The organism is Enterobacter sp. LM3, assembly GCF_046622475.1.
GTDB lineage: Bacteria > Pseudomonadota > Gammaproteobacteria > Enterobacterales > Enterobacteriaceae > Enterobacter > Enterobacter cloacae_P.
Window position 1 is genome coordinate 2131 of the sequence record NZ_JBJURN010000027.1, and the last position, 25472, is coordinate 27602.

The 25472-nt window shown below is 54.1% G+C and carries 21 protein-coding genes, 1 pseudogene and 1 riboswitch; of the genes and pseudogenes, 11 read left to right on the top strand and 11 right to left on the bottom strand.

Annotation, left to right across the window (positions count from 1 at the left end; all coding sequences use genetic code 11):
• The 5 genes and pseudogenes from rplA to rpoC form a co-directional block, all read left to right on the top strand.
• A pseudogene (rplA, locus tag ACJ9N4_RS19780) lies at positions 1-406 on the top strand (50S ribosomal protein L1); the annotation flags it as partial.
• Positions 407-697: 291 nt separating this feature from the next.
• Positions 698-1195 (top strand): 50S ribosomal protein L10, encoded by a 498-nt coding sequence (gene rplJ / locus ACJ9N4_RS19785; protein WP_004097644.1) that lies wholly within the window; start codon positions 698-700, stop codon positions 1193-1195.
• Between the two features lie 66 nt (positions 1196-1261).
• Positions 1262-1630: a 50S ribosomal protein L7/L12 gene (gene rplL / locus ACJ9N4_RS19790; protein WP_014882064.1), complete on the top strand. Its 369-nt coding sequence runs from the start codon at positions 1262-1264 to the stop codon at positions 1628-1630.
• A 319-nt stretch (positions 1631-1949) separates the two neighbouring features.
• Entirely contained in the window at positions 1950-5978 is a 4029-nt protein-coding gene (gene rpoB, locus ACJ9N4_RS19795) for a DNA-directed RNA polymerase subunit beta (RefSeq protein ID WP_182919232.1), read from the top strand.
• A gap of 76 nt (positions 5979-6054) precedes the next feature.
• Positions 6055-10278, top strand: a complete 4224-nt coding sequence (rpoC, locus tag ACJ9N4_RS19800; protein WP_182273025.1) for a DNA-directed RNA polymerase subunit beta' — start codon at positions 6055-6057, stop codon at positions 10276-10278.
• 84 nt (positions 10279-10362) lie between these two features.
• Here rpoC and ACJ9N4_RS19805 read toward each other — a convergent pair whose 3' ends face one another.
• From ACJ9N4_RS19805 to rsd, 9 genes are all read right to left on the bottom strand, one after another.
• A complete protein-coding gene (locus ACJ9N4_RS19805; RefSeq protein ID WP_182273024.1) occupies positions 10363-10680 on the bottom strand; it encodes a PTS lactose/cellobiose transporter subunit IIA in 318 nt (105 codons plus the stop codon).
• A 3-nt stretch (positions 10681-10683) separates the two neighbouring features.
• Positions 10684-10989, bottom strand: a complete 306-nt coding sequence (locus ACJ9N4_RS19810; protein WP_182273023.1) for a PTS sugar transporter subunit IIB — start codon at positions 10987-10989, stop codon at positions 10684-10686.
• A 405-nt stretch (positions 10990-11394) separates the two neighbouring features.
• Complete coding sequence (thiH, locus tag ACJ9N4_RS19815) at positions 11395-12528, bottom strand: 2-iminoacetate synthase ThiH (RefSeq protein ID WP_182273022.1); 1134 nt, start codon at positions 12526-12528, stop codon at positions 11395-11397.
• Positions 12525-13295, bottom strand: a complete 771-nt coding sequence (gene thiG, locus ACJ9N4_RS19820) for a thiazole synthase (RefSeq protein ID WP_182919233.1) — start codon at positions 13293-13295, stop codon at positions 12525-12527. The genes thiH and thiG overlap by 4 nt, the downstream gene beginning before the upstream one ends.
• 1 nt (position 13296) lies before the next feature.
• Positions 13297-13497 carry a sulfur carrier protein ThiS gene (gene thiS, locus ACJ9N4_RS19825; protein WP_182273020.1) on the bottom strand — a complete coding sequence of 67 codons (201 nt, stop codon included), beginning with the start codon at positions 13495-13497 and terminating at the stop codon, positions 13297-13299.
• Positions 13481-14236 (bottom strand): HesA/MoeB/ThiF family protein, encoded by a 756-nt coding sequence (locus ACJ9N4_RS19830; protein WP_182919234.1) that lies wholly within the window; start codon positions 14234-14236, stop codon positions 13481-13483. Before ACJ9N4_RS19830 ends, thiS begins: the two co-directional genes overlap by 17 nt.
• Positions 14229-14864, bottom strand: a complete 636-nt coding sequence (thiE, locus tag ACJ9N4_RS19835; RefSeq protein ID WP_182919235.1) for a thiamine phosphate synthase — start codon at positions 14862-14864, stop codon at positions 14229-14231. The genes ACJ9N4_RS19830 and thiE overlap by 8 nt, the downstream gene beginning before the upstream one ends.
• Positions 14864-16759 carry a phosphomethylpyrimidine synthase ThiC gene (gene thiC / locus ACJ9N4_RS19840; protein WP_182919236.1) on the bottom strand — a complete coding sequence of 632 codons (1896 nt, stop codon included), beginning with the start codon at positions 16757-16759 and terminating at the stop codon, positions 14864-14866. The genes thiE and thiC overlap by 1 nt, the downstream gene beginning before the upstream one ends.
• Before the next feature lie 78 nt (positions 16760-16837).
• A riboswitch (TPP riboswitch) is annotated at positions 16838-16946 on the bottom strand.
• Positions 16947-17000: 54 nt separating this feature from the next.
• Positions 17001-17498 carry a sigma D regulator gene (rsd, locus tag ACJ9N4_RS19845; protein WP_182273016.1) on the bottom strand — a complete coding sequence of 166 codons (498 nt, stop codon included), beginning with the start codon at positions 17496-17498 and terminating at the stop codon, positions 17001-17003.
• Between the two features lie 95 nt (positions 17499-17593).
• On the opposite strand from rsd, the gene nudC reads away from it, so the two are divergent.
• The 6 genes from nudC to ACJ9N4_RS19875 all read left to right on the top strand — a co-directional run bounded on the left by nudC (position 17594) and on the right by ACJ9N4_RS19875 (position 21948).
• The gene (gene nudC, locus ACJ9N4_RS19850; RefSeq protein ID WP_411500730.1) at positions 17594-18367 is read left to right on the top strand and encodes an NAD(+) diphosphatase; all 774 of its coding nucleotides are present in this window, start codon (positions 17594-17596) and stop codon (positions 18365-18367) included.
• A 40-nt stretch (positions 18368-18407) separates the two neighbouring features.
• On the top strand, positions 18408-19472 hold the full coding sequence (gene hemE / locus ACJ9N4_RS19855; protein ID WP_182273014.1) for a uroporphyrinogen decarboxylase: 1065 nt from the start codon (positions 18408-18410) through the stop codon (positions 19470-19472).
• Between the two features lie 9 nt (positions 19473-19481).
• Positions 19482-20153, top strand: coding sequence for a deoxyribonuclease V (nfi, locus tag ACJ9N4_RS19860; RefSeq protein ID WP_182273013.1), 672 nt, complete (start codon positions 19482-19484; stop codon positions 20151-20153).
• A 41-nt stretch (positions 20154-20194) separates the two neighbouring features.
• A complete protein-coding gene (locus tag ACJ9N4_RS19865; protein WP_182919237.1) occupies positions 20195-20785 on the top strand; it encodes a YjaG family protein in 591 nt (196 codons plus the stop codon).
• A gap of 186 nt (positions 20786-20971) precedes the next feature.
• Positions 20972-21244 (top strand): nucleoid-associated protein HU-alpha, encoded by a 273-nt coding sequence (hupA, locus tag ACJ9N4_RS19870; RefSeq protein WP_002445246.1) that lies wholly within the window; start codon positions 20972-20974, stop codon positions 21242-21244.
• Between the two features lie 11 nt (positions 21245-21255).
• On the top strand, positions 21256-21948 hold the full coding sequence (locus tag ACJ9N4_RS19875) for a DUF1481 domain-containing protein (protein ID WP_182273011.1): 693 nt from the start codon (positions 21256-21258) through the stop codon (positions 21946-21948).
• Between the two features lie 60 nt (positions 21949-22008).
• Here the strand turns inward: ACJ9N4_RS19875 and purD are convergent, their stop codons facing one another.
• The gene (gene purD / locus ACJ9N4_RS19880) at positions 22009-23301 is read right to left on the bottom strand and encodes a phosphoribosylamine--glycine ligase (protein WP_182919238.1); all 1293 of its coding nucleotides are present in this window, start codon (positions 23299-23301) and stop codon (positions 22009-22011) included.
• 15 nt (positions 23302-23316) lie between these two features.
• Complete coding sequence (gene purH, locus ACJ9N4_RS19885) at positions 23317-24906, bottom strand: bifunctional phosphoribosylaminoimidazolecarboxamide formyltransferase/IMP cyclohydrolase (protein WP_182273009.1); 1590 nt, start codon at positions 24904-24906, stop codon at positions 23317-23319.
• Positions 24907-25472: the final 566 nt, after the last annotated feature.

Genomic DNA, 25472 nt, shown 5'->3' on the forward strand with positions numbered 1-25472 from the left:
GGCAGACCAGATCAAGAAAGGCGAAATGAACTTTGACGTTGTTATTGCATCTCCAGATGCAATGCGCGTTGTTGGTCAGCTGGGCCAGGTTCTGGGTCCACGCGGCCTGATGCCAAACCCGAAAGTGGGTACCGTTACTCCTAACGTTGCTGAAGCGGTTAAGAACGCTAAAGCAGGTCAGGTTCGTTATCGTAACGACAAAAACGGCATCATCCACACCACCATCGGTAAAGTGGACTTTGACGCTGACAAACTGAAAGAAAACCTGGAATCTCTGCTGGTTGCGCTGAAAAAAGCGAAACCAACTCAGGCTAAAGGCGTGTACATCAAGAAAGTTAGCATCTCCACCACTATGGGTGCAGGTGTTGCAGTTGACCAGGCTGGCCTGAGCGCTGCTGCAAACTAATGCCTTTACGTGGGCGGTGATTTTGTCTACAATCTTACCCCCACGTTTGCTAACGAAAGTTAGCGGCTAAAAGATTTGTTCGTTGGAGCCTGGCCTATCCAGGCCTCCGTCGAAGACCGCAGGTGTTTCGCAAGAGACTTAATCCCCTGCGTAGACGGTGACAGAACGCTAAGATTATTTTTTGAATACTCTGGCTTGTTTCTGCTCACCGTATTAAGACGCTCTCTCCGTTTGGAGGAGTGAAGTGAGTTCCGGAACATGAGTTCCGGCAAACATCCAGGAGCAAAGCTAATGGCTTTAAATCTTCAAGACAAACAAGCGATTGTTGCTGAAGTCAGCGAAGTAGCCAAAGGCGCGCTGTCTGCAGTAGTTGCGGATTCCCGTGGCGTTACTGTAGACAAAATGACTGAACTGCGTAAAGCAGGTCGTGAAGCTGGCGTATACATGCGTGTTGTTCGTAACACCCTGCTGCGTCGCGTAGTTGAAGGTACTCCATTCGAGTGCCTGAAAGACACGTTTGTTGGTCCGACCCTGATTGCATACTCTATGGAACACCCGGGCGCTGCTGCTCGTCTGTTCAAAGAGTTCGCGAAAGCGAATGCAAAATTTGAGGTCAAAGCTGCAGCCTTTGAAGGTGAGTTGATCCCGGCATCGCAAATCGATCGCCTGGCAACCCTGCCAACCTACGAAGAAGCAATTGCACGCCTGATGGCAACCATGAAAGAAGCTTCGGCTGGCAAACTGGTTCGCACTCTGGCTGCTGTTCGCGATGCGAAAGAAGCTGCTTAATAGCAGTTATCTTTATAAAGCATTTGCTTACGTATAAACTTATTCTGATTTTCAGGAACAATTTAAATGTCTATCACTAAAGATCAAATCATTGAAGCAGTTGCAGCTATGTCCGTAATGGACGTTGTAGAACTGATCTCTGCAATGGAAGAAAAATTCGGTGTTTCTGCTGCTGCCGCTGTAGCTGTTGCTGCTGGCCCAGCTGCTGACGCTGCTGAAGAAAAAACTGAATTCGACGTAATTCTGAAAGCTGCTGGCGCTAACAAAGTTGCTGTTATCAAAGCAGTACGTGGCGCAACTGGCCTGGGTCTGAAAGAAGCTAAAGACCTGGTAGAATCTGCTCCAGCTGCGCTGAAAGAAGGCGTGAGCAAAGACGACGCAGAAGCACTGAAAAAATCTCTGGAAGAAGCTGGCGCTGAAGTTGAAGTTAAATAAGCCAACTTTTCTGGTTGCAGCCTAAGTAATTAGGCTGATGGCTGGTGACTTTTTAGTCACCAGCCTTTTTGCGCTGTAAGGCATCAGTAGCATTTCACACTGTTTGACTGCTGGTTGTCCTGACAATGCTTGTTTCTATCGACGACTTAATATATTGCGACAGGGTGCTCGCTCTGTGTAAATCGCGACGAAATGATTTAAGCGTGATAGCAACAGGTATTGCGGAAAGTATTCAATTTTCCGGTCCACAAAATGGTGTTGCACAAACTGTCCCTTCGTCGGACAGATGGGTCGACTTGTCAGCGAGCTGAGGAACCCTATGGTTTACTCCTATACCGAGAAAAAACGTATTCGTAAGGATTTTGGTAAACGTCCACAAGTTCTGGACATTCCATATCTCCTTTCTATCCAGCTTGACTCGTTCCAGAAGTTTATCGAGCAAGATCCTGAAGGGCAGTACGGCCTGGAAGCAGCCTTCCGTTCCGTGTTCCCGATTCAGAGCTACAGCGGTAACTCCGAGCTGCAGTACGTCAGCTACCGCCTTGGCGAACCGGTGTTTGACGTTCAGGAATGTCAGATCCGTGGCGTGACCTATTCCGCACCGCTGCGCGTAAAACTGCGTCTGGTGATCTACGAGCGCGAAGCGCCGGAAGGCACCGTTAAAGACATTAAAGAACAAGAAGTCTACATGGGTGAAATTCCACTCATGACAGACAACGGTACTTTCGTAATCAACGGTACTGAGCGTGTTATCGTTTCCCAGCTGCATCGTAGCCCGGGCGTCTTCTTCGACAGCGATAAAGGTAAAACACACTCTTCCGGTAAAGTACTGTATAACGCGCGCATCATTCCTTACCGTGGTTCATGGCTGGACTTCGAGTTCGATCCAAAAGACAACCTGTTTGTCCGTATCGACCGTCGTCGTAAGCTGCCTGCAACCATCATTCTGCGTGCGCTGCAATACACCACTGAGCAGATCCTGGACCTGTTCTTTGAGAAAGTGGTCTTTGAAATCCGCGACAACAAGCTGCAGATGGAGCTGGTGCCGGAACGTCTGCGTGGTGAGACCGCGTCGTTCGACATTGAAGCCGACGGCAAAGTGTATGTGGAAAAAGGTCGTCGTATCACTGCGCGCCATATCCGCCAGCTGGAAAAAGATGATATCAAACACATCGAAGTTCCGGTTGAATACATTGCAGGAAAAGTGTCCGCGAAAGATTACGTTGACGAGTCAACCGGTGAGCTGATCTGCCCGGCGAACATGGAGCTGAGCCTGGATCTGCTGGCTAAGCTGAGCCAGTCTGGCCACAAACGTATCGAAACGCTGTTCACCAACGATCTGGACCACGGTCCGTACATCTCTGAGACTGTACGCGTCGACCCAACCACCGATCGTCTGAGCGCGCTGGTAGAAATCTACCGCATGATGCGTCCTGGTGAGCCACCAACTCGCGAAGCGGCTGAAAGCCTGTTCGAGAACCTGTTCTTCTCCGAAGACCGCTACGATCTGTCCGCGGTTGGTCGTATGAAGTTCAACCGTTCTCTGCTGCGCGACGAAATCGAAGGTTCCGGTATCCTGAGCAAAGACGACATCATCGAAGTGATGAAGAAGCTCATCGATATCCGTAACGGTAAAGGCGAAGTGGACGATATCGACCACCTCGGCAACCGTCGTATCCGTTCCGTAGGCGAAATGGCGGAAAACCAGTTCCGCGTTGGCCTGGTACGTGTAGAGCGTGCGGTAAAAGAGCGTCTGTCTCTGGGCGATCTGGATACCCTGATGCCTCAGGATATGATCAACGCCAAGCCGATTTCTGCAGCAGTGAAAGAGTTCTTCGGTTCCAGCCAGCTGTCTCAGTTCATGGACCAGAACAACCCGCTGTCTGAGATTACGCACAAACGTCGTATCTCTGCACTCGGCCCAGGCGGTCTGACCCGTGAACGTGCAGGCTTCGAAGTTCGAGACGTACACCCGACTCACTACGGTCGCGTATGTCCAATCGAAACGCCTGAAGGTCCAAACATCGGTCTGATCAACTCCCTGTCCGTGTACGCACAGACTAACGAATACGGTTTCCTTGAGACGCCGTACCGTAAAGTGACCGACGGTGTTGTTACCGACGAAATTCATTACCTGTCTGCTATCGAAGAAGGCAACTACGTTATCGCTCAGGCGAACTCCAACCTGGATGACGAAGGCCACTTTGTAGAAGATCTGGTTACCTGCCGTAGCAAAGGCGAATCCAGCTTGTTCAGCCGTGACCAGGTTGACTACATGGACGTATCCACCCAGCAGGTGGTTTCCGTCGGTGCGTCCCTGATCCCGTTCCTGGAACACGATGACGCCAACCGTGCATTGATGGGTGCGAACATGCAACGTCAGGCCGTTCCAACTCTGCGCGCTGATAAGCCGCTGGTTGGTACCGGTATGGAACGTGCTGTTGCCGTTGACTCCGGTGTTACTGCAGTTGCTAAACGTGGCGGTACCGTCCAGTACGTTGATGCATCCCGTATCGTTATCAAAGTTAACGAAGATGAGATGTATCCGGGCGAAGCGGGTATCGACATCTACAACCTGACCAAATACACCCGTTCTAACCAGAACACCTGTATCAACCAGATGCCTTGTGTATCTCTGGGTGAGCCAGTTGAGCGCGGCGACGTGCTGGCAGACGGTCCGTCCACCGACCTCGGTGAACTGGCGCTCGGTCAGAACATGCGCGTAGCGTTCATGCCGTGGAACGGTTACAACTTCGAAGACTCCATCCTCGTCTCCGAGCGTGTGGTTCAGGAAGATCGTTTCACCACCATCCACATTCAGGAACTGGCATGTGTGTCCCGTGACACCAAGCTGGGGCCAGAAGAGATCACTGCTGACATCCCTAACGTGGGTGAAGCTGCGCTCTCCAAACTGGATGAATCCGGTATCGTTTACATTGGTGCGGAAGTGACCGGTGGCGACATTCTGGTTGGTAAGGTCACGCCGAAAGGTGAAACCCAGCTGACGCCAGAAGAGAAGCTGCTGCGTGCAATCTTCGGTGAGAAAGCGTCTGACGTTAAAGACTCTTCTCTGCGTGTGCCAAACGGTGTTTCCGGTACGGTTATCGACGTTCAGGTCTTCACCCGTGACGGCGTTGAGAAAGATAAACGTGCGCTGGAAATCGAAGAGATGCAGCTCAAACAGGCTAAGAAAGACCTGTCTGAAGAACTGCAAATCCTCGAAGCGGGTCTGTTCAGCCGTATCTATGCGGTGCTGGTTGCCGGTGGTGTTGAAGCTGAGAAGCTCGACAAACTGCCACGCGATCGCTGGCTGGAACTGGGTCTGACCGACGAAGAGAAACAAAATCAGCTGGAACAACTGGCTGAGCAGTATGACGAACTGAAACACGAGTTCGAGAAAAAACTCGAAGCGAAACGCCGTAAAATCACTCAGGGCGACGATCTGGCACCAGGCGTGCTGAAGATTGTTAAGGTGTATCTGGCTGTTAAACGTCAGATCCAGCCTGGTGATAAGATGGCTGGTCGTCACGGTAACAAGGGTGTTATCTCTAAGATCAACCCGATCGAAGATATGCCGCACGATGCTAACGGTACGCCGGTAGATATCGTACTGAACCCGCTGGGCGTACCGTCTCGTATGAACATCGGTCAGATCCTGGAAACTCACCTGGGTATGGCTGCGAAAGGTATCGGCGACAAGATTAACGCCATGCTGAAACAGCAGCAGGAAGTCGCGAAACTGCGCGAATTCATCCAGCGTGCCTACGATCTGGGTACCGACGTTCGTCAGAAAGTCGACCTGAACACCTTCAGCGATGAAGAAGTGCTGCGTCTGGCAGAAAACCTGCGTAAAGGTATGCCAATTGCAACGCCGGTATTCGACGGTGCAAAAGAAGCTGAAATTAAAGAGCTGCTGCAACTGGGTGGTCTGCCATCTTCTGGTCAGATTACGCTGTTTGACGGCCGTACCGGCGAACAGTTTGAGCGTCAGGTAACCGTAGGTTACATGTACATGCTGAAACTGAACCACCTGGTCGACGACAAGATGCACGCTCGTTCTACCGGTTCTTACAGCCTGGTTACTCAGCAGCCGCTGGGTGGTAAGGCGCAGTTCGGTGGTCAGCGCTTCGGGGAGATGGAAGTGTGGGCGCTGGAAGCATACGGCGCAGCATACACCCTGCAGGAAATGCTCACCGTTAAGTCTGATGACGTGAACGGTCGTACCAAGATGTATAAGAACATCGTGGACGGCAACCATCAGATGGAACCGGGCATGCCAGAATCCTTCAACGTACTGTTGAAAGAGATTCGTTCGCTGGGTATCAACATCGAACTGGAAGACGAGTAATTCTCGCTCAAACAGGTCACTGGTGTCGGGTTAACCCCCGACACCGGATTGTGCTAACTCCGACGGGAGCAAATCCGTGAAAGATTTATTAAAGTTTCTGAAAGCGCAGACTAAAACCGAAGAGTTTGATGCGATCAAAATTGCTCTGGCTTCGCCAGACATGATCCGTTCATGGTCTTTCGGTGAAGTTAAAAAGCCGGAAACCATTAACTACCGTACGTTCAAACCTGAGCGTGACGGCCTTTTCTGTGCACGTATCTTCGGGCCAGTAAAAGATTACGAGTGCCTGTGCGGTAAGTACAAGCGCCTGAAACACCGTGGTGTGATCTGTGAGAAGTGCGGCGTTGAAGTGACCCAGACCAAAGTGCGCCGTGAGCGCATGGGCCACATCGAGCTGGCGTCTCCAACTGCCCACATCTGGTTCCTGAAATCCCTGCCGTCCCGTATCGGTCTGCTGCTGGATATGCCACTGCGTGATATCGAACGTGTTCTGTACTTCGAATCTTATGTGGTTATCGAAGGCGGGATGACGAACCTGGAACGTCACCAGATCCTGACTGAAGAGCAGTATCTGGACGCGCTGGAAGAGTTCGGTGACGAATTCGACGCGAAGATGGGTGCGGAAGCTATTCAGGCCCTGCTGAAGAGCATGGATCTGGAGCAAGAGTGCGAGCAGCTGCGTGAAGAGCTGAACGAAACCAACTCCGAAACCAAGCGTAAAAAGCTGACCAAGCGTATCAAACTGCTGGAAGCGTTCGTTCAGTCTGGTAACAAACCAGAGTGGATGATCCTGACCGTTCTGCCGGTTCTGCCGCCAGATCTGCGTCCGCTGGTTCCGCTGGATGGTGGTCGTTTCGCAACGTCTGACCTGAACGATCTGTATCGTCGCGTCATTAACCGTAACAACCGTCTGAAACGTCTGCTGGATCTGGCTGCGCCGGACATCATCGTACGCAACGAAAAACGTATGCTGCAGGAAGCGGTTGACGCCCTGCTGGATAACGGTCGTCGCGGTCGTGCGATCACCGGTTCTAACAAACGTCCTCTGAAATCTTTGGCCGACATGATCAAAGGTAAACAGGGTCGTTTCCGTCAGAACCTGCTCGGTAAGCGTGTTGACTACTCCGGTCGTTCTGTAATCACCGTAGGTCCATACCTGCGTCTGCATCAGTGCGGTCTGCCGAAGAAAATGGCACTGGAGCTGTTCAAACCATTCATCTACGGCAAACTGGAGCTGCGTGGCCTCGCCACCACCATCAAAGCCGCTAAGAAAATGGTTGAGCGTGAAGAAGCTGTCGTTTGGGATATCCTGGACGAAGTTATCCGCGAACACCCGGTACTGCTGAACCGTGCACCAACACTGCACCGTCTGGGTATCCAGGCATTTGAACCGGTACTGATCGAAGGTAAAGCTATCCAGCTGCACCCGCTGGTTTGTGCGGCATATAACGCCGACTTCGATGGTGACCAGATGGCTGTTCACGTACCGCTGACGCTGGAAGCCCAGCTGGAAGCGCGTGCGTTGATGATGTCTACCAACAACATCCTGTCCCCAGCGAACGGTGAACCAATCATCGTTCCTTCTCAGGACGTTGTATTGGGTCTGTACTACATGACCCGTGACTGTGTTAACGCCAAAGGCGAAGGCATGGTGCTGACTGGCCCTAAAGAAGCTGAGCGTATTTATCGCGCTGGCCTGGCCTCTCTGCATGCGCGCGTTAAAGTGCGTATCACCGAATACGAAAAAGATGAAAACGGCGAATTCGTTGCGAAGACCAGCCTGAAAGACACGACCGTTGGCCGTGCCATTCTGTGGATGATCGTACCGAAAGGTCTGCCTTTCTCCATCGTCAACCAGGCGCTGGGCAAGAAAGCAATCTCCAAAATGCTGAACACCTGTTACCGCATTCTGGGCCTGAAGCCGACCGTTATCTTCGCTGACCAGACCATGTACACCGGCTTTGCTTACGCTGCGCGCTCAGGTGCGTCCGTAGGTATCGACGACATGGTTATCCCAGAGAAGAAACACGAGATCATCTCTGAAGCGGAAGCTGAAGTTGCTGAGATCCAGGAGCAGTTCCAGTCTGGTCTGGTAACCGCAGGCGAACGCTATAACAAAGTTATCGATATCTGGGCTGCGGCGAACGATCGTGTATCCAAAGCGATGATGGATAACCTGCAAACCGAAACCGTGATTAACCGTGACGGCGTAGAAGAGCAGCAGGTTTCCTTCAACAGCATCTACATGATGGCCGACTCCGGTGCGCGTGGTTCTGCAGCACAGATTCGTCAGCTGGCAGGTATGCGTGGTCTGATGGCGAAGCCAGATGGCTCCATCATCGAAACGCCAATCACCGCGAACTTCCGTGAAGGTCTGAACGTACTCCAGTACTTCATCTCCACGCACGGTGCGCGTAAAGGTCTGGCGGATACCGCACTGAAAACGGCGAACTCCGGTTATCTGACGCGTCGTCTGGTTGACGTTGCGCAGGATCTGGTTGTGACCGAAGACGATTGTGGCACCCTCGAAGGTATCACCATGACCCCGGTTATCGAGGGTGGTGATGTTAAAGAGCCACTGCGCGATCGCGTACTGGGTCGTGTCGCTGCGGAAGACATTCTGAAGCCGGGTACTGCAGACATTCTGGTTCCACGTAACACGCTGCTGCACGAACAGTGGTGTGACCTGCTGGAAGCGAACTCTGTTGACTCAGTGAAAGTCCGTTCTGTTGTATCTTGTGACACCGACTTTGGTGTATGTGCGCACTGCTATGGTCGTGACCTGGCGCGTGGCCACATCATCAACAAAGGTGAAGCAATCGGTGTTATCGCGGCACAGTCCATCGGTGAACCGGGTACACAGCTGACGATGCGTACGTTCCACATCGGTGGTGCGGCATCTCGTGCGGCTGCTGAATCCAGCATCCAGGTGAAAAACAAAGGTAGCATCAAGCTCAGCAACGCGAAGTCTGTTGTTAACTCCGCTGGCAAGCTGGTTGTGACCTCTCGTAACACCGAGCTGAAACTGATCGACGAATTCGGTCGTACCAAAGAGAGCTATAAAGTGCCTTACGGTGCTGTTATGGCGAAAGGTGATGGCGAGCAGGTTGCTGGCGGTGAAACCGTTGCAAACTGGGATCCACACACCATGCCGGTTATCACCGAAGTAAGTGGTTTCATCCGCTTTACTGACATGATCGACGGCCAGACCATTACTCGTCAGACTGACGAGCTGACCGGTCTGTCTTCTCTGGTGGTTCTGGATTCTGCTGAACGTACTACCGGTGGTAAAGATCTGCGTCCTGCACTGAAAATCGTTGATGCTCAGGGTAACGACGTTCTGATCCCTGGTACCGATATGCCTGCGCAGTACTTCCTGCCGGGTAAAGCGATCGTTCAGCTGGAAGATGGCATTCAGATCGGCGCAGGTGATGCTCTGGCGCGTATTCCTCAGGAATCCAGCGGTACCAAGGACATCACCGGTGGTCTGCCACGCGTTGCGGATCTGTTCGAAGCACGTCGTCCGAAAGAGCCGGCAATCCTGGCTGAAATCAGCGGTATCATTTCCTTCGGTAAAGAGACCAAAGGTAAACGCCGTCTGGTGATCACCCCGGTTGATGGTAGCGAGCCGTACGAAGAGATGATTCCTAAGTGGCGTCAGCTCAACGTGTTCGAAGGTGAACGTGTAGAACGTGGTGACGTGGTTTCCGACGGTCCAGAAGCGCCGCACGACATTCTGCGTCTTCGTGGCGTACACGCGGTAACGCGTTACATCACCAACGAAGTACAGGACGTTTACCGTCTGCAAGGCGTTAAGATTAACGATAAACACATCGAAGTTATCGTTCGTCAGATGCTGCGTAAAGCAACCATCGAAAACGCAGGCAGCTCTGAGTTCCTGGAAGGCGAACAGGTTGAATACTCACGCGTTAAGATCGCTAACCGCGATCTGGAAGCGAACGGCAAAATCGGTGCGACCTTCGCACGCGATCTGCTGGGTATCACCAAAGCGTCTCTGGCAACCGAGTCCTTCATCTCTGCAGCATCGTTCCAGGAAACGACTCGTGTCCTGACCGAAGCGGCTGTTGCGGGTAAACGTGATGAACTGCGTGGTCTGAAAGAGAACGTTATCGTGGGTCGTCTGATCCCGGCTGGTACCGGTTATGCGTACCATCAGGATCGTATGCGTCGTCGTGCAGCGGGCGAACTGCCAGCAGCACCGCAGGTGACTGCAGAAGATGCATCCGCGAGCCTGGCAGAACTGCTGAACGCAGGTCTGGGCGGTTCCGACAACGAGTAATCGTTGATTCAGCTAATAAAAAACCCGCTTCGGCGGGTTTTTTTATGGCGTTTTGTCGGTCAGCGTAGCACTACCGGGCTTTTATCAGTTAATCAGCGGCAGCCGACGATAAAGCTCAATCATATCGCCTGCCAGATCCTGGATGACCATCGCGTTCATCAGGTGATCCTGAGAGTGGACGGTGATCAGGTTAACCGGCAGCTTCCCGGTACCTTCATCAAGCCCAATGAGCTGCGTCTGGATCGTGTGCGCATGCTTCACATATTCGCGCGACTCTTCCATCGCCTTTTCGGCTTCCTCAAAGTCACCTTTGCGTGCCATCTGCAATGCCGTCAGGGCAGCACTGCGCGCTGCACCTGCGTTGACCAGCAGTTCCATGATTGTTGTTTCTAAATCTTCCACGGGTCACTCCAGTAGTTTGAGCGCTTTTTCCAGTACGACATCACCTTTCATCATGCCGTAATCCATCATGTCGATGACTGCGACCTTTTTACCCAACGGGTCGGCTTGAGCCTGAAGTTTTGCCTGCTCGTATTTAACCTGTGGCCCCAGCAATACGATGTCGGCCGCCGCGATGTTGTCTTTAAACTCCGCGACCGGAACGGCTTTAATGGTGACTTCAACCCCTTTTTTCTGCGCGGCATCTTTCATACGTTGCACCAGCATGCTGGTTGACATTCCCGCTGCACAGCATAAAACGATGTTCTTCATAATCAGCCTCGATCTACATGTGTTTATTGATAATTATCTCGTGCAGACCGCTTCAACAACCGCTTTACCGCGATTGTGTGTCAGGCATCACAAAGAAATGGGTGATTTTCTGAAACCGGTTACAATTTTACAGCGAAGAGTCATATGGCCGGTAAAATGGGTACGCTGAAAGGTGGAGGATGAACTGCTGGACGTTCGGATAATGTCGTTTTTCGCGGCTGTTTCGCGGTATCGGTAAGCATTGCGTGATGTCAGAGGCAGGGCGAAACGAGGAAGAGGTTTTTCGCCCTGGCCAGCATCCGTTGCTGACGGAATAAGAATAAAAAAACCGGGTGATATCTGACAATCCCCCGGTTCTGACATCACGAGCTGACTCGTAATCTTTCAGCGCGCTTGCATGGTGTTTCAACGCAATTGCGAGGCTCTTCCCAGCCAACTGTCCCAGTCTTTCCAGACAGGCTGTAACCCTTGCGCGGCCAGGGCTTCTGCTACCGCTTCCGGGCGTCGTCCGTCATGTGGGGTAAATTGTTCCAGCTCTGGATGATCGTCGGCATAGCCCCCAGGCTGCGTTTTGGAAAACGCGCTGACGTTGTTAATCGCCAGCGGGATCACGCGGTCACGAAACGCCGGTGATTCGCGCGTTGAGAGGGATAATTCGACCTCCGGGGCGAGCAGGCGAAACGCGCAGATGGTTTGCACCAACTGGCGTTCATCCATCAGCGAGGCCGGTTCAATCCCTCCCGTACATGGGCGTAAGCGGGGGAAAGAGACGGAGTAACGGCTTTGCCAGTAGTGTTGCTGTAGCCACAGCAGATGCTCTGCCACCATATAACAGTCCACCCGCCAGCTGTCAGACAGCCCGGTCAGCGCGCCAAGACCGATTTTGTCGATCCCGGCGCGTCCCAGCCTGTCCGGCGTCTCCAGCCGGAAGAAGAAATCCTGTTTCTTCCCCTTCAGGTGATGCCGGGCGTATGTCGCCTCATGGTAGGTTTCCTGATAAACCATCACACCGTCCAGCCCGAGGGTTTTGAGCTCCGCGTATTCATCCTGTGACAGAGGCTGCACTTCCATTTGTAACGATGCGAACTCCCGGCGAATGGCCGGAAGATGCTGACGGAAATAGTCCATCCCAACTTTGCCCTGATGTTCACCGGTGACCAGCAACAGATGCTCAAAACCCATTTCGCGGATGGCCGCACATTCGCGCGCAATTTCGCTCTCATCGAGCGTTTTACGCTTGATGTGGTTGCTCATGGAAAAACCACAGTAGGTACAGTCATTGGCGCACAGGTTAGAGAGATAGAGCGGCACGTAAAAGCTTACCGTATTGCCAAAACGCTGCCGGGTGAGCCGCTGGGCACGCTGTGCCATCGGTTCAAGGTATGCGCTGGCTGCCGGAGAAAGCAGTGCCATCATGTCCTCACGGGTCAGATGGCGGGCATTTAACGCGCGCTCTACATCAGCATGCGTTTTGCTGTTGATGCGCAGGGCAATGTCGTCCCAGTCAAGCTGCCGCCAGCGCTCGGTAAAGGTGGTCATGAGAGCGCCTCCAGAAAACCGGTCAGCGGGCTGGTGGCTTGCGCCTGAAAACTGCGCGAGCCGGGGCCAGACTGTCTTGCCAGAAGACCGGCCTCCACCGCCATGCGGAATGCGCGTGCCATCATGACCGGATCGTCGGCTACGGCAATCGCCGTATTCACCAGTACGGCATTGGCACCCATTTCCAGCGCCTGCGTTGCATGGCTTGGCACACCAATGCCTGCATCAACGACGACGGGCACGGTGGCTTGTTCAATGATGATCTCCAGCATTGCGCGGGTTTCCAGCCCCTGGTTGGAACCGATAGGTGCGCCCAGCGGCATGACGGCAGCACAGCCGACGTCTTCCAGACGCTTGCACAGCACCGGATCGGCTCCGCAGTAGGGCAGGACGGTAAACCCAAGCTGAACCAGTTTTTCAGCCGCTTTCAGGGTTTCGATAGGGTCGGGCAACAACCAGCGGGCATCCGGGTGAATTTCCAGCTTCAGCCAGTGTGTGCCGAGTGCTTCACGTGCCAGCTGGGCGGCAAATATTGCCTCCTCAGCCGTTTTCGCGCCGGAGGTGTTTGGCAAGAGCGTAACGCCCGCCTCCAGTAACGGTGCCAGAATGGCGTCACTGCGATGGCGCAGATCCACACGCTTCAGCGCCAGCGTGACCAGCTGGCTGCCGCTTTCACGGATGGCATCAACCATCAGCTGCGGAGAGGCGAATTTTCCGGTTCCGGTAAACAGATGTGAATCAAAGGTTTTATCGGCAATACGTAACATCTCATCCCCCTGCGATAACCTGAAACAGCAGGATTTGATCGCCTTCGCTCACCTGCTGATGTTCCCACTGCTCGCGCGGCAGGATCTGTTGATTGAGCGCCAGCGCCGTTCCCGGTTTAAGCTGACACAGCTTGTCGAGCAGCACGGAGACGGTCAGACCCTCATCGCACTTCATTGGCTCATCGTTAAACAGAATGCGCATCGTGGCCCCCACATACCGGACAGTGGCTGGCGCGATGGAGTGCCAGGTGCCGCCAGTTGCTGGAGCGGGCGTCAAACAGCCGCAGCGTATTGCGTTCCGTCTCCATGCCGCTGAGCAGCTTGATGGTTTCCAGCGCCTGCAAGGTGCCCATCATGCCCACCACGGGACCAAGAATACCGGCCGTGCGGCAGTTGCGCTCGGGTTCGGCATCATCCGGCCACAGACAGCGATAGCACCCCTGTGTCCACGGTGGTGTCAGCACCATCATCTGCCCGCCGAATCCAACCGCGCTGGCAGTAATAAGCGGCGTGTTCTGCGCCACGCAGGCCGCATTGATGGCCTGACGCGTTGCCATATTGTCAGTACAGTCCAGCACCACGTCGGCAAGGGCGACTTCACGCCGCAGGTTTTCACCGCTAAGCCGCTCCTGTAACGCAATCAGTGTGATATCCGGGTTCAACTGGTTCAGCCGCTGCAGGGTGATACGCGCTTTGGGTTGGTTGATGTCCTCGGTGGTAAAAAGGATTTGCCGCTGCAGATTACTGATATGCACATCATCGTCATCGGCCAGCACCAGTGTGCCGACGCCTGCACCTGCCAGATAAAGTGCGGCAGGTGCGCCTAATCCACCGAGGCCGACAATCAGCACCCGGCTGGCGAGCAGCTTTTGCTGCCCGTCAATGGCGATATCCTCCAGCAGGATCTGGCGGCTGTAGCGCATAAAGTCGTGGTCATTCATCGCCTGCTCCTGCCAGCTGTAAAAGCTGGGCGGTGGCGGCCTGCCAGTCTGTTGCCTGAGTGATGGCGCTGACGACGGCAATACTGCCGACGCCCGTGTCCAGCACGGCAGGGGCGCGCTCAAGGCTAATCCCGCCGATAGCGACAGTCGGGTGATCCGCAAGGCGTTTTACGTGTGCTGCCAGCTGTGCCAATCCTTGTGGCGCGGAAGGCATCTGCTTGGTTTGTGTCGGGAAGACGTGCCCAAGCGCAATGTAGGAAGGACGAGCCGCCAGCGCGATGTCGATCTCCATATCGTCATGCGTTGATACGCCCAGACGCAGACCCGCTTCGCGGATCGCGTTGAGGTCAGTCGTCTCCAGATCTTCCTGACCCAGATGCACGCCATAAGCCTGGTGCTTAATTGCCAGACGCCAGTAATCGTTGATAAACAGGCGGGCGTCATATTGACGCCCCAGCGCGATGGCTGCGGCTACATCAGTCTCCACCTCTTCATCGCGCTTATCTTTGATACGCAGCTGAATCGTGCGAACACCTGCCTCCAGCAGGCGTGCGATCCACTCCACGCTATCCACCACCGGGTAAAGTCCTAAGCGGAAGGGGACGGGCGGGAAATCGGGCTGGTACATTATGCTTCCTCTTTTTTGAGGTAGATTTCACCGCCTTTGGCGCGGAAGTTTTCTGACATGTCCGCCATGCCGACTTCAATCGCCTGCGTAGCAGCATAATCACGGACTTCCTGGCTGATCTTCATCGAGCAGAATTTTGGCCCGCACATGGAGCAGAAGTGCGCCACTTTACCGGACTCCTGCGGCAGGGTTTCGTCGTGATAGGCGCGGGCAGTGAACGGGTCGAGCGCCAGGTTGAACTGGTCTTCCCAGCGGAATTCAAAACGCGCCTTCGACATGGCATTGTCGCGGATTTGCGCACCCGGGTGACCTTTAGCCAGGTCAGCTGCGTGGGCAGCGATTTTGTAGGTGATCAGCCCCTGTTTCACGTCCTCTTTGTTGGGCAGACCCAGGTGCTCTTTTGGCGTCACGTAGCAGAGCATGGCGCAGCCGAACCAGCCGATCATTGCGGCACCAATCCCGGAGGTAAAGTGGTCGTAGCCCGGCGCGATATCGGTCGTCAGTGGCCCGAGGGTGTAGAACGGTGCTTCGTGGCAGTGCTCCAGCTCTTCGGTCATGTTGCGGCGGATCATCTGCATCGGCACATGCCCCGGGCCTTCAATCATCACCTGTACGTCATACTCCCAGGCGATTTTGGTCAGCTCGCCCAGCGTGTGCAGCTCGGCAAACTGTGCTTCATCGTTCGCATCACGAATGGAGCCCGGACGCAGACCATCGCCCAGAGAGAGTGAAACGTCATAGGCGGCACAGATTTCGCAGATTTCGCGGAAGTGTTCGTGGAGGAAATTTTCCTGATGGTGCGACAGGCACCACTTCGCCATGATTGAGCCGCCGCGAGAAACAATACCCGTCAGGCGTTTGGCGGTCATTGGCACGTAGCGCAGCAGTACGCCTGCGTGAATGGTGAAGTAGTCCACACCCTGTTCCGCCTGTTCCAGCAGGGTATCGCGGAAGGCTTCCCAGGTGAGGTTTTCCGCGATGCCATTGACCTTCTCCAGCGCCTGATAGACTGGAACCGTACCAATGGGTACCGGGCTGTTACGCAGGATCCACTCACGCGTTTCGTGGATATAACGCCCGGTGGAGAGATCCATAACGGTGTCCGCGCCCCAGCGTGTTGACCAGACCAGTTTTTCCACCTCTTCTTCAATGGAGGAGGTGACCGCAGAGTTACCGATGTTGGCGTTGACCTTCACCAGGAAGTTACGACCGATGATCATCGGTTCCGATTCCGGGTGGTTAATGTTGGCGGGAATAATCGCACGGCCAGCGGCCACTTCGTCACGCACAAATTCTGGCGTAATGTTTTCTGGCAGGCGAGCACCAAAGCCTTCGCCAGGATGCTGGTGGCGCAGCACTTCGCTGCGGATGCGCTCGCGACCCATGTTTTCACGAATGGCGATGAACTCCATCTCCGGGGTGACGATACCCTGGCGCGCGTAGTGCAGCTGGGTCACGCATTTGCCCGCTTTGGCGCGTTTTGGCGTCAGCAGGCCGGTAAAACGTAGCTCGTCCAGACCATCGTCAGCCAGGCGTTCTTGGGTGTAGTGAGAGCTACGGATGGTCAGTTCTTCACTGTCGTGACGGGCGTCAATCCACGGCTGGCGTAGCTTCGCCAGACCCTGCTGAACGTTAATAGCAACATCAGGGTCGCCGTACGGACCGGAGGTGTCGTACACCGGTACGGCTTCGTTGTCCTCAAACTGCGGGTTTTCTTTGCTCCCACCGATGAGGGTAGGACTGAGCTGAATTTCGCGCATTGGGACACGGATATCCGCCTGCGAGCCGGTGATGTAAATACGGTTCGAGTTCGGGAAAGCACTGCCTTCCAGGGTGTCGATAAAGTGTTGTGCTTGTGCGCGCTGCTCGCGGCGGGTCAGTTTAGTTGTAGACATAGCTCATTCCAAAAGTGAAGGACATGGCTTGTCAGACGACGGATGAAGCAAGAGGAGATCGCCCTGAGGCGATACAACAGCAGTTTGACTCTTGTTCCCTTCGCAGGTATTAGCCTGATCAGGTTCCGCGGATCCCGAATTAACGGTCTCAGCCCGGCTTTCGCTCTGGGCACTCCGACAAGAAAAATCCCCCTCCGAAGAGGGGTGAATGAATGTAAATTACTCGTTAACGACGAAGAACTCAAGCAGGTCGCGCGATGTTCTCTTCGTTGCTGGCCTTCAGATCGTTATCAAGCACAAGGGCGATAAGTTTGTCTTCCAGCGTGAAGCGCTCTTCCAGCGCCTCTCCGAGATCGGACAGCACCTTCTGGAACTCAAGATAGTTATCGTGATTGATAGCATTCCCGAGCGTGGAATCATAGTAATCCATAATCTGCTGGGTATTGGCTTCCAGCAGCGGATAGAGTTTGCTTGCCGCTAAAAATGGGCTGGTACCTTCCATTTCACGGATAATACGTTCATAAATATTGAAATGGCCGTCGGACAGGTAGTCGACCAGGCTCTGACAAAAATCGTCCAGCGCTTTTTCATTCAGCCGCATCCAGGATTCTTTGCCAGGCTTAATACCGACCAGATTGTAATAAACCACGAGTAGATGCTTGCGCACATGTAGCCAGCGATCCACCAGTTTGTTATTTCCTCTAACGCGCTCAGTCAGACTTTCTAGCTGGTTTAACATGTTCGACCCCACAAGGTTTAAAATTGAATCTGCTTACCCAAAATGTAACCACAATGCTAACAACATGTCAGTGAAGCAAAGGTAGTGCAATAGATATGGATCGTATTATTGAAAAATCAGATCTCGGTTGGTGGTTAGTCTGCCACGAACAAAAATTATGGCTGCCTGCCGGGGAAATACCCTACGGCGCGGCGGAAAAGTTCGATCTTGTGGGCTACTCCGCACTAATGATCGGCGAGTGGCAGGGCGATTCTGTGTGGTTGATCCAGCGGTCTCGTCGTCAGGAGATGGGATCCGTTCGTCAGGTGCTCGATCTTGAGGTCGGGTTATTCCAACTGGCGGGGCGGGGTGTGCAACTGGCGGAGTTTTATCGCTCACACAAATACTGTGGCTACTGCGGCCATACCATGCATCCGAGCAAAACCGAGTGGGCGATGCTCTGCAGTCAGTGCCGTGAACGCTACTACCCGCAGATTGCACCGTGCATTATCGTCGCAATTCGTCGTGATGACACCATCCTGCTGGCGCAACATACCCGACATCGCAACGGCGTGCATACCGTACTGGCCGGGTTCGTCGAAGTGGGTGAAACGCTGGAACAGGCAGTGGCGCGTGAAGTGATGGAGGAGAGTGGTATTAAGGTCAAAAATCTGCGTTACGTGACGTCACAACCGTGGCCGTTCCCGCAGTCGCTGATGACGGCGTTTATGGCGGAATACGACAGCGGTGAGATTGTTATCGACCAAAAAGAACTGCTGGAAGCGAACTGGTATCGTTACGATGATTTACCGCTGCTACCGCCACCGGGTACCGTGGCACGTCGGCTAATAGAAGATACCGTAGCAATGTGTCGGGCTGATGATGAGTGACATGATACACTGAGGCCATGACGCTTAAGGAACTGCAAAAATGACCGAACTGAAGAACGATCGTTATCTGCGTGCGCTGCTGCGCCAGCCCGTTGATGTCACCCCGGTGTGGATGATGCGCCAGGCGGGACGCTATCTGCCAGAGTACAAAGCCACGCGTGCGCAGGCCGGCGATTTTATGTCGCTGTGCAAAAATGCCGAGCTGGCCTGTGAGGTGACGCTTCAGCCGCTGCGCCGCTTCCCGCTGGATGCTGCCATTCTCTTTTCGGACATTCTGACCATTCCGGATGCAATGGGTCTGGGCCTGTACTTCGAAACGGGTGAAGGCCCACGTTTCACCTCCCCGATTAAGAGCAAAGCCGATGTTGATAAGCTACCCGTTCCGGATCCCGAGCAGGAACTGGGCTATGTGATGAACGCGGTACGCACTATTCGTCGCGAGCTGAAGGGTGAAGTGCCGCTGATTGGCTTCTCCGGCAGCCCGTGGACGCTGGCAACCTATATGGTTGAAGGCGGTAGCAGTAAAGCCTTTACCGTGATTAAAAAGATGATGTATGCCGAGCCTTCGGCTCTGCATGCGCTGCTCGATAAGCTGGCGAAAAGCGTCACCCTTTATCTCAACGCGCAGATTAAAGCGGGTGCGCAATCGGTGATGATTTTTGACACCTGGGGCGGCGTGCTGACCGGGCGTGATTATCAGCAGTTCTCGCTCTACTACATGCATAAAATTGTCGATGGCCTGTTGCGTGAAAACGAAGGCCGACGCGTACCTGTCACACTGTTCACCAAAGGTGGCGGCCAGTGGCTGGAAGCAATGGCCGCAACCGGCTGCGATGCACTGGGACTCGACTGGAGCACCGATATCGCCGATGCGCGTCGTCGTGTAGGTGACAAAGTGGCGCTGCAGGGCAATATGGATCCGTCCATGCTTTATGCACCGCCCGCCCGTATTGAAGAAGAGGTGGCCACTATTCTGGCGGGCTTTGGTCAGGGTGAAGGTCACGTGTTCAACCTTGGTCACGGCATTCATCAGGATGTGCCGCCAGAGCATGCTGGCGCGTTTGTGGAGGCGGTACACCGGCTTTCTGCGCAATACCACCAGTAAGGAGTGGTTATGGATCTCGCGTCATTACGCGCTCAACAGGTAGAACTGGCTTCATCAGTTTGCCGCGAGGATCGTCTGGATAAGGATCCCCCGCAGTATATTGGCGGTGCCGATGTGGGGTTTGAGCAGGGTGGAGAAGTGACGCGAGCGGCGATGGTGCTGCTGAAGTATCCCTCGCTTGAGCTGGTGGAGTACCAGGTGGCGCGTATCGCCACCACCATGCCCTACATTCCTGGCTTTCTCTCCTTTCGCGAATATCCTGCGCTGCTTGCCGCGTGGGAACAACTCTCGCAAAAGCCCGACCTGCTGTTTGTCGATGGGCACGGTATCTCCCACCCGCGCCGTTTAGGTGTTGCCAGCCATTTCGGTCTGCTGGCGGGTGTGCCCACGATTGGCGTGGCGAAGAAACGCCTGTGTGGCGCGTTTGAGCCGCTTTCCGCCGAACCAGGTGCTCTGGCAGCGCTCACGGATAAAGGCGAACAGCTGGCGTGGGTCTGGCGCAGCAAAGCACGCTGTAATCCGCTATTTATTTCCACCGGTCACCGGGTGAGTATGGATAGCGCTCTGGCATGGGTACAGCGCTGTACAAAAGGCTACCGGTTACCGGAGCCGACGCGCTGGGCTGATGCTGTTGCCTCCTCGCGTCCGGCATTTGTTCGTTGGCAGGAAATTCAGTCATGATTCAGGTAAACTGCCGCTAATTTTCGATTCGAGACATCATCATGTTACAAAACCCGATTCATCTGCGCCTTGAGAAGCTGGAAAGCTGGCAACACGTCACCTTTATGGCTTGCCTGTGCGAGCGCATGTATCCCAACTATGCCACGTTCTGCAAGCAGACGGGCTTTGGTGATGGCCATATCTATCGTCGTATTCTGGATCTGATCTGGGAAACGCTAACGGTGAAAGATGCGAAGGTGAACTTCGACTCTCAGCTTGAAAAGCTGGAAGAAGCTATCCCTGCGGCTGATGATTTCGACCTGTATGGTGTTTATCCGGCAATAGATGCCTGCGTGGCGTTAAGCGAGCTGATCCACTCCCGTCTGAGTGGTGAAACCCTGGAACATGCCATTGAAGTCAGTAAGGCATCTATTACTAGCGTAGCGATGCTGGAAATGACTCAGGAAGGCCGCGAGATGACGGAGGAAGAGCTGCGCGCTAACCCGGCGGTAGAACAGGAATGGGACATCCAGTGGGAAATTTTCCGCCTGCTGGCAGAGTGTGAAGAACGCGATATTGAGCTGATAAAAGGGCTGCGCGCGGACTTACGTGAGGCCGGCGAAAGTAATATTGGTATAATTTTTAACCAATGAGACAACAAAACGTGATTTAACGCCTGTTTTGTCGCTCCTCGACTCTTCCCTTTCGCCCCCCGTCTGGTCTACATTTGGGGGGCGAAAAAAAGTGGCTATCGGTGCGTGTATGCAGGAGAGTGCTTTTTTGGCATTTTCGTCGCACTCGATGCTTAGCAAGCGATAAACACATTGAAAGGATAACTTATGAACAAGACTCAACTGATTGATGTAATTGCGGACAAGGCTGATCTGTCTAAAGTGCAGGCTAAAGCTGCTCTGGAATCTACCCTGGCTGCTATTACTGAGTCTCTGAAAGAAGGCGATGCTGTACAACTGGTTGGTTTCGGTACCTTCAAAGTGAACCACCGCGCTGAGCGTACTGGCCGCAACCCGCAGACCGGTAAAGAAATCAAAATCGCCGCTGCTAACGTTCCGGCGTTTGTTTCTGGTAAAGCACTGAAAGACGCTGTTAAGTAAGACGCGTGGCAGTGAACAGTTTTAACGAAGGGGCGGGAACGCCCCTTTTGTCTTTCTGGCGTGGAACGCTCGCGCTGGCAGGCATGCTGTTGCTGTCAGCCTGTAGCCACGACTCCTCCCTCCCACCGTTTACCGCCAGCGGTTACGTTGACAACCACGGGGCGGTCAGGATCTGGCGCAAAGATTCCGGCGGTGAAGTTCATCTGCTTTCCGCTTTCAGTCCGTGGCATAACGGCAATACGTCGACCGCAGAGTACCGCTGGCAGGGGGATGACCTGTCACTGATTGAGCTGAATGTCTACGGCAAGACCCCTGAGCACGTAAAAGTGCGTTTTGATGACCACGGTGAACTGAGTTTTATGCAGCGTGAAGTCAGCGGTCAAAAACAGCAACTCTCCAGCGATCAAATCGCCCTCTACCGTTACCGTGCTGAACAAATCCGTCAGACCAGCGATGCGCTGCGTCAGGGACGCGTTGTGTTGCAGCAGGGGCGCTGGCATGCCGATGGTACAGTAACCACCTGCGAAGGGCAGACGATGAAGCCTGAGTTCGAATCCTGGGCAACCGCGCACATCCAGCGTCGTCAGAGTCATTCATCAATGGAAGTGAGTTTGGCGTGGCTTGAAGCGCCGGAAGGTTCGCAGCTGTTGCTGGTGGCGAATGAAGACTTCTGCACCTGGCAGCCGAAAGAAAAAAGTTTTTGACGTAATACCCCTCTCCCGCACGGGGAGAGGGGTAGCGTGGGGGGGAAGCTGACCGCTCCCTTACTCGCCTTGCTCACGCGCAATCGCGCGATAGCCAATGTCCTGGCGGCTAAAGCTGCCGTTCCAGTGAATATCTGCCATCAGCGCATAGGCACGCTTCTGTGCTTCTGCAACGGTATGACCCAGCGCGGTAGCACACAGTACGCGGCCACCGTTAGTCAGTACGCGATCGTCGTCAGACAGCGTAGTGCCCGCATGGAACACCTTCGCACCTTCAGCTTCTTCCAGTGGTAAACCGTGGATCTCATCGCCGGTGTTGTAGTTACCCGGATAACCACCCGCAGCAATCACCACGCCCAGAGAAGCACGTTCGTCCCACTCGGAGGTTCTCTCGTCCAGCTTGCCTTCGCAGGCTGCCAGGCAGAGATCCACCAGATCGGATTTCATGCGCAGCATAATGGGTTGTGTTTCCGGATCGCCAAAGCGGCAGTTGAATTCGATCACCTTCGGGTTGCCCTGCTTGTCGATCATCAGACCTGCATAAAGGAAACCGGTGTAGGTATTACCTTCCGCCGCCATGCCTTTTACAGTAGGCCAGATGATGCGATCCATCGTGCGCTGATGCACTTCATCAGTGACCACCGGAGCAGGAGAGTATGCGCCCATACCACCGGTATTCGGGCCGGTGTCTGCATTGCCAACGCGCTTATGATCCTGGCTGGTGGCCATCGGCAGAACGTGTTCGCCATCGACCATCACGATAAAGCTCGCCTCTTCGCCGTCGAGGAACTCTTCAATCACGATGCGGTGGCCTGCATCACCAAAGGCGTTGCCTGCCAGCATATCCTGAACCGCAGCTTCCGCTTCTTCGAGGGTCATCGCGACGATAACGCCTTTACCGGCAGCCAGGCCGTCGGCCTTGATGACAATCGGGGCACCTTTTTCACGTAAGTAAGCGAGGGCAGGCTCCACTTCGGTGAAGTTCTGATATTCCGCTGTCGGGATGTTGTGGCGCGCGAGGAAATCCTTGGTAAAGGCTTTAGAGCCTTCCAGCTGCGCGGCACCTTCCGTCGGGCCGAAGATTTTCAGGCCTGCAGCGCGGAACGCATCCACAACCCCAATTACCAGCGGAGCTTCCGGGCCGACGATGGTCAGATCGACTTTTTCGTTCTGGGCAAAGCTCAGCAGCGCCGGGATATCGGTCACGCTGATGGCAACGTTCTGCAGAGCGGGTTCCAGCGCAGTGCCGGCGTTACCTGGTGCCACAAATACAGTTTTCACCAGCGGTGACTGTGCCGCCTTCCACGCCAGGGCGTGCTCGCGCCCGCCGTTACCAATCACTAATACTTTCATTTTCTGCTCCGTGGATTAATGGCGGAAGTGGCGCATGTCGGTGAAGATCATCGCAATGCCGTGTTCGTCGGCGGCGGCAATCACTTCGTCATCGCGGATAGAACCGCCAGGCTGGATCACACAGGTGATGCCTACAGCCGCAGCTGCGTCGATACCATCACGGAACGGGAAGAAGGCGTCAGAGGCCATTGCGGAACCTTTCACTTCCAGGCCTTCGTCACCGGCTTTAATACCCGCGATTTTTGCAGAGTAGACGCGGCTCATCTGGCCTGCGCCTATCCCGATGGTCATATTCTCTTTCGCGTAGACAATGGCGTTGGATTTGACGAACTTCGCCACTTTCCAGCAGAACAGCGCATCACGCAGCTCTTGTTCGGTCGGCTGACGTTTGGTCACCACGCGCAGGTCGGCTCCAGACACCATACCCAGATCGCGATCCTGAACCAGCAGACCGCCGTTTACGCGTTTGAAATCCAGACCTGAAACACGCTCCGCCCACTGACCACAAACCAGCACGCGCACGTTCTGTTTAGCGGCTGTGATTTTCAGGGCTTCTTCTGATGCGGATGGCGCGATGATCACTTCAACAAACTGGCGAGAAATAATGGCCTGCGCGGTTTCGGCATCCAGCTCGCGGTTGAAGGCGATAATGCCGCCGAACGCAGAGGTTGGGTCGGTTTTGTACGCGCGATCGTAGGCATCCAGAATGGAGGTGCTTACCGCTACGCCGCAAGGGTTCGCGTGCTTCACGATAACGCAGGCTGGCTCGCTGAACTCTTTCACGCACTCGAGTGCGGCGTCGGTATCAGCAATGTTGTTATAGGAGAGCGCCTTGCCCTGAACTTGCTGAGCAGTGGCAACAGAGGCTTCTTTTACCTCTTCTTCTATATAGAAGGCAGCCTGCTGATGGCTGTTCTCGCCGTAACGCATATCCTGCTTCTTAATGAAGTTCAGGTTCAGGGTACGTGGGAAGCGGCCAGAGGGTTCGTTGCTTTCGCCATGGTAAGCCGGGACCAGGCTACCGAAGTAGTTAGCGATCATGCTGTCGTAAGCGGCGGTGTGCTCAAATGCTTTAATGGCGAGGTCGAAACGGGTATCCAGAGTCAGGGACCCTTCGTTAGCATCCATCTCGTTAATAATGGTGTTGTAGTCGCTGCTCTTCACCACAATAGCCACATCTTTATGGTTCTTGGCTGCGGAGCGAACCATCGTTGGGCCGCCGATATCAATATTCTCAACGGCATCTTCCAGAGAGCAGCCTTTGCGGGCAACGGTCTGAGCGAACGGGTACAGGTTAACGACGACCATGTCGATTGGCGCGATATTGTGTTTTTCCATAATACCGTCGTCCTGACCGCGACGGCCAAGAATACCGCCATGCACTTTCGGGTGCAGAGTCTTGACGCGTCCATCCATCATTTCCGGGAAACCGGTGTAATCGGACACTTCGGTTACCGGCAGACCTTTATCTGCTAACAGGCGAGCGGTACCACCTGTAGAAAGCAGCTCCACACCACGTGCAGAAAGTGCCTGAGCGAATTCGACGATACCGGCTTTATCAGAAACACTGAGCAGAGCACGGCGGACTGGACGACGTTGTTGCATGGTAAATCCCCTGGATTTCACGATTACAGAGAGCGTTAGATGAATTTTCCATCGGAAAACTCATCTAACACACCTGACAGGGCATCCTTGTTCAGCGCGGGCATTTTAACGAAAACGTTTGCGCAACGCTCGCACATTTTCACTTTTTCGTATCATTGTGGATAAGTCTGTGTGTAAAAGGGTATAAGGCGGGGTTTTGCTGGGGAATGCAGCAGTCAGTCATTTTTCTGTTATTTAGCAGTTGCAGCGGCACGAGAACTCCCTATAATGCGCCTCCATCGACACGGCGGATGTGAATCACTTCACAAACAACCCGGTCGGTTGAAGAGAAAAATTCTGAAATAACGGGTTGACTCTGAAAGAGGAAAGCGTAATATACGCCACCTCGCAACGGTGAGCTGAAAGCCGCGTTGCAACTGCTCTTTAACAATTTATCAGACAATCTGTGTGGGCACTCAAAGTGACATGGATTCTTAACGTCCTCGGACGATAAATGAATACCAAGTCTCAACGAGTGAACACGTAATTCATTACGAAGTTTAATTCATTGAGCATCAAACTTTTAA

Coding starts and splice junctions, on each gene's coding strand:
- thiS (WP_182273020.1), bottom strand. CDS start 13,497: ATGCGCATTCTGTTTAACGATGAGCCAATGAAGTGCGATGAGGGTCTG.
- thiC (WP_182919236.1), bottom strand. CDS start 16,759: ATGTCTACAACTAAACTGACCCGCCGCGAGCAGCGCGCACAAGCACAA.
- rplL (WP_014882064.1), top strand. CDS start 1,262: ATGTCTATCACTAAAGATCAAATCATTGAAGCAGTTGCAGCTATGTCC.
- ACJ9N4_RS19810 (WP_182273023.1), bottom strand. CDS start 10,989: ATGAAGAACATCGTTTTATGCTGTGCAGCGGGAATGTCAACCAGCATG.
- rpoB (WP_182919232.1), top strand. CDS start 1,950: ATGGTTTACTCCTATACCGAGAAAAAACGTATTCGTAAGGATTTTGGT.
- ACJ9N4_RS19865 (WP_182919237.1), top strand. CDS start 20,195: ATGTTACAAAACCCGATTCATCTGCGCCTTGAGAAGCTGGAAAGCTGG.
- purH (WP_182273009.1), bottom strand. CDS start 24,906: ATGCAACAACGTCGTCCAGTCCGCCGTGCTCTGCTCAGTGTTTCTGAT.
- hemE (WP_182273014.1), top strand. CDS start 18,408: ATGACCGAACTGAAGAACGATCGTTATCTGCGTGCGCTGCTGCGCCAG.
- nudC (WP_411500730.1), top strand. CDS start 17,594: ATGGATCGTATTATTGAAAAATCAGATCTCGGTTGGTGGTTAGTCTGC.
- thiE (WP_182919235.1), bottom strand. CDS start 14,864: ATGTACCAGCCCGATTTCCCGCCCGTCCCCTTCCGCTTAGGACTTTAC.
- rplJ (WP_004097644.1), top strand. CDS start 698: ATGGCTTTAAATCTTCAAGACAAACAAGCGATTGTTGCTGAAGTCAGC.
- ACJ9N4_RS19830 (WP_182919234.1), bottom strand. CDS start 14,236: ATGAATGACCACGACTTTATGCGCTACAGCCGCCAGATCCTGCTGGAG.
- rsd (WP_182273016.1), bottom strand. CDS start 17,498: ATGTTAAACCAGCTAGAAAGTCTGACTGAGCGCGTTAGAGGAAATAAC.
- thiG (WP_182919233.1), bottom strand. CDS start 13,295: ATGTTACGTATTGCCGATAAAACCTTTGATTCACATCTGTTTACCGGA.
- purD (WP_182919238.1), bottom strand. CDS start 23,301: ATGAAAGTATTAGTGATTGGTAACGGCGGGCGCGAGCACGCCCTGGCG.
- nfi (WP_182273013.1), top strand. CDS start 19,482: ATGGATCTCGCGTCATTACGCGCTCAACAGGTAGAACTGGCTTCATCA.
- hupA (WP_002445246.1), top strand. CDS start 20,972: ATGAACAAGACTCAACTGATTGATGTAATTGCGGACAAGGCTGATCTG.
- thiH (WP_182273022.1), bottom strand. CDS start 12,528: ATGACCACCTTTACCGAGCGCTGGCGGCAGCTTGACTGGGACGACATT.